This is a genomic window from Pseudomonas edaphica, assembly GCF_005863185.1.
Taxonomy (GTDB): domain Bacteria; phylum Pseudomonadota; class Gammaproteobacteria; order Pseudomonadales; family Pseudomonadaceae; genus Aquipseudomonas; species Aquipseudomonas edaphica.
The window spans coordinates 1-9,525 of sequence record NZ_VBVZ01000211.1; the positions used below are offsets into that span (position 1 = coordinate 1).

The window sequence follows — 9,525 nt, forward strand, 5'->3', positions numbered from 1 at the left end:
CCTCGGAGTGTCAGGTACACCCGGTTGATGCCATCGCAGGCAAGCCAGCTCCCACATTTGGATTTGTGTGCAGCTAGTAATCATCCCCACGCGCAGTCACATCCCGCTCCACCGGCTCGGCATTCGGGTCATAGCCCACCGGGAATTTGCCCTTGAGCGTCCACGCAAACGCAATAATCTCAGCCACCGTGCGGTACAACTCCTCCGGAATGCTGTCGCCCAATTCCATGCGCGCCAGCAGTTTCACCAGCTCGGCATTCTCATAGATCGGCACTTCATTTTCCCGCGCCAACTTCAAAATGGCTTCGGCCAGGGCATCGTCGCCCTTGGCCGTCAGGGTCGGCGCTTGCTGGCCGTCGTACTTGAGGGCAATCGCCTGGCGTGGCGGAAGGGAGTTTTTCATGCGGTTTCATCCACCCAGCGTTGCTCCAATCCGGTTCGTGGCCCACGTGGCGGCGTACCGAGGTGGCAGTCCAGGTCGCCGACATTGATGCCCGAGGTCACCAGGCGCTCGCGCAAGCTGCCCAAATGGCTTTCGATCAGGCTGGCGGTAAACGGGCGCGAGGCCCACAGCTGGCTGGACAATTTGCCCTGGGTCAGTTGCGCCTGCACCTGCAACGGCCCCAACGGCTCCATGTCGAAGGCCAGCTCGACGCGCCAGAGCATTTGCTTGGGGTCTTTCTTGTCCTTGCGCTCCGGTTGGTCCTTGTCCGGCGGCGGTTCTTCACGCTGGAACTTGACCTGCAACGGCACAATGTCCTGCAAGGTGCGCATGGGGATTTCCAACTGCCAAGTGGTTTGCAGGCGGCCATCGGCGGTAGTGCCGGTTTGCTCCAGGCTCGATAACTGGTGGCTTTGCAGCCGGGAAATGGCCCCGGCGGCCAGGCGCAGCAGGTTTTCCAGGTCGCCTTCGCCTGCAAGTTTGGCCATCAGCCGGTCCGGCAGCGGAAAGCCCGCCGGGGCTTGTCGTGCGCCGATCTGGCCGAGGGTGCTGAGCGGGTTGCGCACGAAGTTGGGCAGTACCTGGGCCAGGGTATTGGCGGCGAGGATGGCGTTCAGATTAGTGGCGGCGGGCAGCGCCGGCAGCAGTTCGGCGACCAGCCGCAGCAGGCTGCCTTTCATGTCCAGCGGTGGCACTTGCGGGTCTTGCCCGGCCAGCAGTTTGGCTTCAAGAAACACGCCGCTACTTTGTACCAACTGCGCCAGCACCTTGGGGTTGCTGACTTGCGCCAGGTCGGGCAGGGCGTTGAGCAAGCGCGCGGCGGCGGCGCGCAGGTCGCTGGAGGTGGTGTCGTCGGCAGGCAGGCTTTGCAGCGCGTTGAACAGCACATCCAGCGAGCCTTGGCGACTTTGCTGGGTCGACAACTGTTGCGCCACGGCCAGTTGATCCTTGAGACCGCTCAACGGCACGAAATTCAGGGTCTGCGCATTTTGCACCACGGCGCTGAGCAAGCTGCCGACCCGCAGCGGCTGCGGGCTTTCCAGACTCAACGTGGTGCCGGCCAGGGCGTTATTGAGTACGCTGACCAATGAGCGATAGATCGCCGGTTGCGCGGTGCCTTGCGGCAGCATCTGGGTGGTCAGCACCTTGGCCTGCAACAGCGTGCCCACCGGCAGTTGCGTGGTGTCGATGCGGGTCAGGGCGGCCACATTGGCACTCAGGGCTTGCTGCAAGGTGATGGTCAGGTTGCCGGTCGGCGTCTGGCTCACCGCCACGTTGCTGCCCAGCGGCAACGGCTGGGCGCTGCTGGCCTGTACCAATGTCTGGCGGCCGCCTTCGAGGGTCAACTTGAGCAACAGCTGAAATGCATCGCCGCCTTGTTTAAGCGCTATCACCTCGGCGTTCGCGGTTTTGCCAGGGTCGATCAGGCCGGTCTGCGGCTCCAGCAGTTTCAACAACTCGCCGGTCGGCGGCAGCGGGGCAGGCCCGGGCGTCGGTGCTGGCGGCAGCGTAGGAAGGTTGATCTCACCGGTCATCGTGCGCGTCGTCTCTGGGGAAATTGCCCTCTTTAGAGTAGGGCATCACATGTATAATGCCGCCCGTCTGCAAAGAGAGCGGTAAAAACCTCACAACTATTTGATCCAGCTCTCTAAAATCGGTCGCCAAAGCCGTTATTGTGCACTTCTCTATAACGGCCGCTGCACCGCCGACTTGAACCGTAAAGGCCCGCGATCTTTTGACCAGCCCTCTTCTAGAAGCCGTAGCGCTTGCCTGTGAACGCGACCTGCGCCTGCTGTTCGAGCACCTCGAACTGCGGCTGGCGGGCGGCGACATGGTGCAGATCAGCGGCCCCAATGGCAGCGGCAAGACCAGTTTGCTGCGCCTGCTGGCCGGGTTGATGCAGCCGACGGCCGGTGAGGTTCGACTCAACGGCAAGCCCCTCAACGAACAACGCACCGAGCTTGCGCGCAACCTGATCTGGATCGGCCACGCCGCCGGCATCAAGGACGTGCTCACGCCGGAAGAAAACCTCAGCTGGCTCAGCGCCCTGCATCATCCGGCGCCCCGCGATGCCATCTGGCAAGCCTTGGCCGCTGTTGGCCTTAAAGGCTTCGAAGATGTCCCTTGCCACACCTTGTCCGCCGGCCAGCAGCGCCGCGTGGCGCTGGCACGTTTGTATCTGCCTGGCCCGCCGCTGTGGATTCTCGACGAACCCTTCACCGCCCTCGACAAGCAGGGCGTCGCCCAACTCGAAGAACACCTGGCACAGCACTGTGAACAGGGTGGCCTGGTGCTGCTCACCACCCACCACACGCTGGCGCGCAGGCCCGCCGGTTACCGCGACCTGGATTTAGGGCGGTGGTCGGCATGAGTGTGTTCGCGCTGTTAGTCGCCCGTGAAGCCCGCCTGTTGTGCCGTCGCCCGGCTGAATTGGCCAATCCCTTGGTATTCTTCGCCATCGTTATCGCGCTGTTCCCGCTGGCAGTCGGCCCCGAGACTAAACTGTTGCAAACCTTGTCCCCGGGACTGGTGTGGGTGGCCGCGCTTTTATCGGTGCTGCTCTCGCTGGACGGGCTGTTTCGCAGTGATTTTGAAGACGGTTCCCTCGAGCAGTGGGTCCTTTCGTCGCACCCCTTGCCACTTCTGGTACTGGCCAAGGTGCTGGCACACTGGGTTTTTTCCGGCTTGGCGCTAGTATTGCTCTCGCCGCTGCTGGCGATGATGCTCGGCTTGCCCGTTGAGTGCCTGCCGGTGTTGCTCCTGTCCTTGTTACTCGGTACGCCGGTGCTCAGCCTGTTGGGGGCGGTGGGCGCAGCGTTGACCGTCGGTTTGAAGCGGGGTGGCCTGTTGCTGGCCCTGCTGATTCTGCCTTTGTACATCCCGGTGTTGATCCTGGGCAGCGGCGCCTTGCAGGCCGCGCTCATGGGCATGCCGGCGACCGGCTACCTCCTGTGGCTTGGCAGCCTGACCGCCCTGGCGGTAACCCTGACACCCTTTGCTATAGCGGCTGGCCTGAAGATCAGCGTCGGCGAATAATGAGGTCTGGCCAAGTGTTATGCCTTGGCCAGTAAAGACCCTGAGCTTTGCGCAATGACGCACAGCCACCGTGATGGAAACAGCAATGAACTGGACCTGGTTTCACAAGCTCGGCTCGCCCAAATGGTTTTACGGCATCAGCGGCAAATTGCTGCCGTGGTTGAGCATCGCCGCCATTTTGCTGATCGGCATCGGCCTGGTCTGGGGCCTGGCCTTCGCGCCGCCGGACTACCAGCAAGGCAACAGCTTTCGCATCATCTATATCCACGTGCCCGCCGCCATGCTGGCGCAGTCCTGCTATGTGATGCTGGCGGTGTGCGGCATCGTCGGGCTGGTGTGGAAGATGAAACTGGCCGACGTGGCCCTGCAATGCGCCGCGCCCATCGGCGCCTGGATGACCGCCGTGGCGCTGGTCACCGGCGCGATCTGGGGCAAACCCACCTGGGGTTCGTGGTGGGTGTGGGATGCGCGACTGACCTCCATGCTGATCCTGCTGTTCCTGTACTTCGGCCTCATCGCCCTGGGCAATGCCATCAGCAACCGCGACAGCGCGGCCAAGGCCTGTGCGGTGCTGGCGATTGTCGGCGTAATCAACATTCCGATCATCAAATACTCGGTGGAGTGGTGGAACACTCTGCACCAGGGCGCCACCTTCACCCTCACCGAAAAACCGGCGATGCCCGTGGAAATGTGGGCGCCGCTGCTGCTGATGGTGCTGGGGTTCTACTGCTTCTTCGGCGCCGTGCTGCTGATGCGCATGCGCCTCGAAGTGCTCAAGCGTGAAGCCCGCACCAGTTGGGTCAAGACCGAAGTGCAAAACAGCCTGGAAGCGCGCGGATGAACTTCAACTCGTTCAGTGAATTTCTCGCCATGGGCCATCACGGCCTGTATGTCTGGACGGCCTATGGCATCTGCCTGGCAGTGCTGGCCCTCAACGTTGCCGCGCCGATCCTGGCCCGCAAGCGTTACCTGCAACAAGAGGCGCGTCGTTTGCGCCGGGAGACCGATAAGTGAATCCGCTGCGTAGAAAGCGTCTGTTGATCATCCTCGCCATCATGGCCGGCGTCGGCATTGCCGTGACCCTGGCCCTGAGCGCCTTGCAGCAGAACATCAACCTGTTCTACACCCCGACCCAGATCGCCAATGGCGAAGCGCCTGTCGACACGCGCATCCGCGCCGGCGGCATGGTCGAGAAGGGCTCCTTGAAGCGTTCCGGTGATTCCCTTGACGTGACCTTTGTGGTCACCGACTTCAACAAAGCCGTGACCATCACCTATCGCGGCATCCTCCCGGACCTGTTCCGTGAAGGCCAGGGCATCGTCGCCCTGGGCAAGCTCAACGCCGACGGCGTGGTGGTGGCCGATGAAGTACTCGCCAAGCACGATGAGAAGTACATGCCGCCGGAAGTGACCAAGGCGTTGAAAGACAGCGGCCAATCGGCCCCAGCACCTGCCAAGGAGGGCTAAGCCATGACGTCCGCACTGTTTATTCCGGAGCTGGGCCAGTTGGCGATGATCCTCGCCCTGTGCTTCGCCATCGTCCAGGCCGTGGTGCCGTTGCTCGGCGCCTGGCGCGGCGACCGCCTGTGGATGAGCCTGGCGCAGCCGGCCGCCTGGGGCCAGTTTGCCTTTTTGGTGTTCGCGTTTGGCTGCCTGACCTACGCCTTTATGACCGACGACTTTTCCGTCGCCTATGTCGCCAATAACTCCAACAGCGCGCTGCCGTGGTACTACAAGTTCAGCGCCGTGTGGGGCGCCCACGAAGGTTCGTTGCTGCTGTGGGCCTTGATCCTTGGCGGCTGGACCTTTGCCGTATCGGTGTTCTCGCGCCAACTGCCGCAGGTCATGCTGGCCCGCGTGTTGGCGGTGATGGGCATGATCAGCATCGGCTTCCTGCTGTTTTTGATCATGACCTCCAACCCGTTCACGCGCATCCTGCCGCAGATCCCGATGGATGGGCATGACCTCAACCCGTTGTTGCAAGACATCGGCCTGATCGTGCACCCGCCGATGCTCTACATGGGCTACGTCGGTTTCTCCGTGGCCTTTGCGTTTGCCATCGCCGCCTTGCTCGGCGGGCGCCTCGATGCGGCCTGGGCGCGCTGGTCGCGGCCATGGACCATTGTGGCCTGGGCGTTCCTCGGTATCGGTATCACCCTCGGTTCGTGGTGGGCCTACTACGAACTCGGCTGGGGCGGCTGGTGGTTCTGGGACCCGGTGGAAAACGCCTCGTTCATGCCCTGGCTGGTGGGCACCGCGCTGATTCACTCGCTGGCCGTCACCGAAAAACGCGGCGTGTTCAAAAGCTGGACCGTGTTGCTGGCCATCGCCGCGTTTTCCCTCAGCCTGCTGGGTACTTTCCTGGTGCGTTCGGGCGTGTTGACCTCGGTGCATGCGTTTGCGTCCGACCCGGAGCGCGGCGTGTTCATCCTGATCTTCCTGCTGTTTGTAGTCGGTGGCTCGCTGACCCTGTTTGCGTTGCGCGCACCCGTGGTCAAGAGCCAGGTCGGCTTTAACCTGTGGTCGCGGGAAACCCTGCTGCTGGGCAATAACCTGGTGCTGGTGGTGGCCGCGTCGATGATCCTGCTCGGCACCCTGTACCCCTTGGTGCTGGACGCTTTGAGCGGCGCCAAGCTGTCCGTCGGGCCGCCGTACTTCAACGCGTTGTTTATCCCGTTGATGGGCCTGTTGATGGTGGTCATGGCCGTTGGTGTGCTGGTGCGCTGGAAAGACACGCCGGTCAAATGGCTGGCCGGCATGCTGATGCCGGTGCTGCTGGGCAGCGTGGCCCTGGCAGTGATCGCCGGGTTCGCCTACGGCGATTTCAATTGGGCGGTGCTCGCCACTTTCCTGCTGGCTGCCTGGGTATTGCTGGCCGGCGTTCGCGATATTTTCGACAAGACCCGTCACAAAGGCCTGATCAAAGGCTTGCCGACGTTGACCCGCAGCTACTGGGGCATGCAAGTCGCCCACATCGGCATCGCCGTGTGCGCCCTCGGCGTGGTGCTGTCCAGCCAGAACAGCGCTGAGCGCGACCTGCGCCTGGCGCCGGGTGAGTCCATGGACCTGGCCGGTTACCACTTCATTTTCGAAGGCGCCAAGCACTTCGAAGGCCCGAACTTCACGTCCGACAAAGGCACTGTTCGTGTCGTGCGCAACGGCAAGGAAGTGGCGGTGCTGCACCCGGAGAAACGCCTGTACACCGTGCAAAGCTCGATGATGACCGAAGCGGGTATCGACGCCGGTTTCACCCGTGACCTCTATGTGGCATTGGGTGAGCCGCTGGGCGACGGCGCCTGGGCGGTGCGCGTGCACGTCAAACCGTTTGTGCGCTGGATCTGGTTCGGCGGTTTGCTCACCGGTTTCGGCGGGTTGCTGGCCGCGCTGGACCGGCGTTATCGCGTCAAGGTCAAAAGCCGTGTGCGTGAAGCCCTCGGCCTGCAAGGAGCGGCGGCATGAAGCGTTGGTTGATGGTGTTGCCGCTGGCGGCCTTTCTGGTGATGGCAGTGTTCTTGTATCGCGGCTTGTACCTCGATCCGGCCGAGTTGCCCTCGGCGATGATCGGTAAACCCTTCCCTGCGTTCAGCCTGAAGACCGTGCAGGGCGACAAAACCCTGACCCAGGCCGACCTGCTGGGTAAACCGGCGCTGGTCAATGTGTGGGGCACCTGGTGCATTTCCTGCCGCGTTGAACACCCGGTACTGAACAAACTGGCCGAGCAGGGCGTGGTAATCTACGGCATCAACTACAAGGACGACAATGCTGCCGCCTTGAAGTGGCTGGCCGAGTTCCATAACCCCTACCAGTTGGATATCCGCGATGAGGACGGCAACCTCGGTCTCAACCTCGGTGTATACGGCGCGCCGGAAACCTTCTTCATCGATGCCAAAGGCGTGATCCGCGACAAGTATGTTGGCGTGATCGACGAAGTGGTCTGGCGCGAGCAACTGGCCGCCAAGTACCAGGCACTGGTCGATGAGGCCAAGCCATGAAGCGTCTGTTAGCCGCTGCGGTTCTTGCACTTGGACTGGTTGGCGTCGCCCATGCGGCCATCGACACCTACGAGTTCGCCAAGGACGGTGACCGTGAGCGTTTTCGCGAATTGACCAAGGAACTGCGCTGCCCCAAGTGCCAGAACCAGGACATCGCCGACTCCAACGCCCCGATCGCCGCCGACCTGCGCAAAGAGATTTTCCGCATGCTGGGGGAGGGCAAGGATAACCAGCAGATCATCGACTTCATGGTCGACCGCTACGGTGATTTCGTGCGCTACAAACCGGCCCTTACCGGCAAGACTGCGTTGCTCTGGTTCGGCCCCGCCGGGCTGTTGCTGGCCGGCGTGGTGGTGATGGCCGTGATCGTGCGCCGTCGCCGCGCTGCGCCTACTGATGGTTCCGATGCGCTCTCCCCGGATGAACGCAAACGCCTCGACCAATTGCTGGACACCAAGACTGATGATTGATTTTTGGCTCGCAGCAGGGTTGCTGCTCCTGATTGCCCTGAGTTTTCTGTTGATCCCTGTACTGCGCGGCCGCCGTGCCCAGCGTGAAGAGGACCGCACCGCACTGAACGTGGCGCTCTACCAGGAACGCGTGGCCGAGCTGCAAGTGCAGCAGGACGAAGGCGTGCTGAATGCCGCCCAGCTCGACACCGGCCGTGCCGAGGCTGCGCGTGAGTTGCTGGCCGACACCGAAGGCGTAGAAAAGCCGCGTGAATCGCGCCTGGGCAAACCACTGCCGTTGTTGGCGGCGTTTCTCGTGCCGGTCCTGGGCGTTGCGCTGTACCTGCATTACGGGGCGAGCGACAAGGTCGAGCTGACCCGCGAATTCTCCCAGCCGCCGGTGTCGATGCAAGACATGACCCGCCGCCTGGAGCGCGCCGCCGCCGCCCAGCCTGACTCGGCGGAAGGCTTGTACTTCCTCGGTCGCGCTTACATGGCTCAGGACCGTTCCGCCGATGCCGCGAAAATCTTCGAGCGCACCGTCGCTCTCGCCGGTCGCCAGCCCGAACTGCTCGGCCAATGGGCCCAGGCGCAGTACTTTGCCGACAACAAACAATGGTCGCCCAAGGTGCAGGCGCTGACCGATGAAGCCTTGAAGCTCGACCCCAAAGAAGTCACCAGCCTTGGCCTGCTGGGTATCGCCGCCTTTGAAGGCCAGCGTTATCAGGAAGCCATCGATTACTGGAACCGCCTGTTGGCCCAGTTGCCAGCGCAAGACAACTCCCGTGTCGCGCTGCAAGGCGGTATCGACCGCGCGGCCGAGAAGCTCAAGGAAAGCGGTGGCACCGTCGCGGCAAAAACCGTGATGAAAGTCCGTGTGGACCTGGCACCTGATGTGAAGGCCAAAGCCCTGCCCACCGACAGCGTGTTCATCTTCGCCCGCGCCGTGAATGGCCCTCCGGCACCGTTGGCGGCCAAGCGTGTCACCGTGGCTGAACTGCCGGTTACCGTCGAACTGGGCGATGCGGACGCAATGATGCCGCAGTTGAAACTGTCGAACTTCCCCGAAGTCCAACTGGTTGCGCGCATATCCCGGGCCGGTCAGCCGACCACTGGCGAGTGGATCGGCCGCAGCCAACCTTTGGCCAGCACTACCACTGCGCTGCAGCAACTGACCATTGACACTCCGGACAAGTAAATCGAGGAAACGCCTATGACCGCATTTGCACGTATCACCTTGCTCAGCCTGGTATTGGGGCTGAGCGCTTGTGCGGTCCATCGGCCTCCCGCACCCACCGGCCCGACCATCCCACCGTCTGGCCCGTCGACCCAACCGAGCACCAAGCCTTCCGGCCCGGTAACACCGCCGCCGAAACCTGTGCCAAGCAAATCGCCGACCTTCGCCCCTCCACCGGGCGCCGCCAGCCACTGGGACGGCAAGATGCAGGTGTATGTATTGGACGAACAGCCCGACACCTTCTACCGCCAGCGCACCTACTACCGCTGGAGCAACGGCTGGAGCCGCTCCATCAGCCCGAACGGGCCGTGGGAAGACACCGATGTGCATGGCGTGCCGCCGGGGTTGAGCAAGCAATACGCGCAATAAC

The 9,525-nt window shown here is 62.7% G+C and carries 12 protein-coding genes; 10 read left to right on the top strand and 2 right to left on the bottom strand.

The features are described 5' to 3' along the window. Positions 1 to 73: 73 nt before the first annotated feature. Both FEM54_RS15555 and fliK read right to left on the bottom strand, forming a co-directional pair. The gene (locus FEM54_RS15555; RefSeq protein WP_099549057.1) at positions 74 to 403 is read right to left on the bottom strand and encodes an EscU/YscU/HrcU family type III secretion system export apparatus switch protein; all 330 of its coding nucleotides are present in this window, start codon (positions 401 to 403) and stop codon (positions 74 to 76) included. Further along, entirely contained in the window at positions 400 to 1,977 is a 1,578-nt protein-coding gene (gene fliK / locus FEM54_RS15560) for a flagellar hook-length control protein FliK (protein WP_138451779.1), read from the bottom strand. Before fliK ends, FEM54_RS15555 begins: the two co-directional genes overlap by 4 nt. Positions 1,978 to 2,177: 200 nt before the next feature. Here fliK and ccmA point away from each other — a divergent pair, with 200 nt between their 5' ends. From ccmA to FEM54_RS15610, 10 genes are all read left to right on the top strand, one after another. Further along, on the top strand, positions 2,178 to 2,813 hold the full coding sequence (gene ccmA, locus FEM54_RS15565) for a cytochrome c biogenesis heme-transporting ATPase CcmA (protein ID WP_138451781.1): 636 nt from the start codon (positions 2,178 to 2,180) through the stop codon (positions 2,811 to 2,813). Beyond that, positions 2,810 to 3,478, top strand: a complete 669-nt coding sequence (gene ccmB / locus FEM54_RS15570; RefSeq protein ID WP_014717701.1) for a heme exporter protein CcmB — start codon at positions 2,810 to 2,812, stop codon at positions 3,476 to 3,478. The genes ccmA and ccmB overlap by 4 nt, the downstream gene beginning before the upstream one ends. Positions 3,479 to 3,563: 85 nt before the next feature. Further along, positions 3,564 to 4,319 carry a heme ABC transporter permease gene (locus FEM54_RS15575; protein WP_138451783.1) on the top strand — a complete coding sequence of 252 codons (756 nt, stop codon included), beginning with the start codon at positions 3,564 to 3,566 and terminating at the stop codon, positions 4,317 to 4,319. Next, a complete protein-coding gene (ccmD, locus tag FEM54_RS15580; RefSeq protein WP_017136196.1) occupies positions 4,316 to 4,492 on the top strand; it encodes a heme exporter protein CcmD in 177 nt (58 codons plus the stop codon). Before FEM54_RS15575 ends, ccmD begins: the two co-directional genes overlap by 4 nt. Next, a complete protein-coding gene (gene ccmE / locus FEM54_RS15585) occupies positions 4,489 to 4,944 on the top strand; it encodes a cytochrome c maturation protein CcmE (protein ID WP_017136197.1) in 456 nt (151 codons plus the stop codon). Before ccmD ends, ccmE begins: the two co-directional genes overlap by 4 nt. Before the next feature lie 3 nt (positions 4,945 to 4,947). Next, positions 4,948 to 6,936: a heme lyase CcmF/NrfE family subunit gene (locus FEM54_RS15590; protein ID WP_017136198.1), complete on the top strand. Its 1,989-nt coding sequence runs from the start codon at positions 4,948 to 4,950 to the stop codon at positions 6,934 to 6,936. Then, positions 6,933 to 7,469 carry a DsbE family thiol:disulfide interchange protein gene (locus tag FEM54_RS15595; RefSeq protein WP_017136199.1) on the top strand — a complete coding sequence of 179 codons (537 nt, stop codon included), beginning with the start codon at positions 6,933 to 6,935 and terminating at the stop codon, positions 7,467 to 7,469. Before FEM54_RS15590 ends, FEM54_RS15595 begins: the two co-directional genes overlap by 4 nt. After that, a complete protein-coding gene (locus FEM54_RS15600) occupies positions 7,466 to 7,939 on the top strand; it encodes a cytochrome c-type biogenesis protein (RefSeq protein ID WP_017136200.1) in 474 nt (157 codons plus the stop codon). Before FEM54_RS15595 ends, FEM54_RS15600 begins: the two co-directional genes overlap by 4 nt. Further along, positions 7,932 to 9,116 (top strand): c-type cytochrome biogenesis protein CcmI, encoded by a 1,185-nt coding sequence (ccmI, locus tag FEM54_RS15605; protein ID WP_017136201.1) that lies wholly within the window; start codon positions 7,932 to 7,934, stop codon positions 9,114 to 9,116. Before FEM54_RS15600 ends, ccmI begins: the two co-directional genes overlap by 8 nt. A gap of 15 nt (positions 9,117 to 9,131) precedes the next feature. Further along, the gene (locus FEM54_RS15610; protein WP_138451785.1) at positions 9,132 to 9,524 is read left to right on the top strand and encodes a hypothetical protein; all 393 of its coding nucleotides are present in this window, start codon (positions 9,132 to 9,134) and stop codon (positions 9,522 to 9,524) included. The last annotated feature ends 1 nt before the right edge of the window (position 9,525 follow it).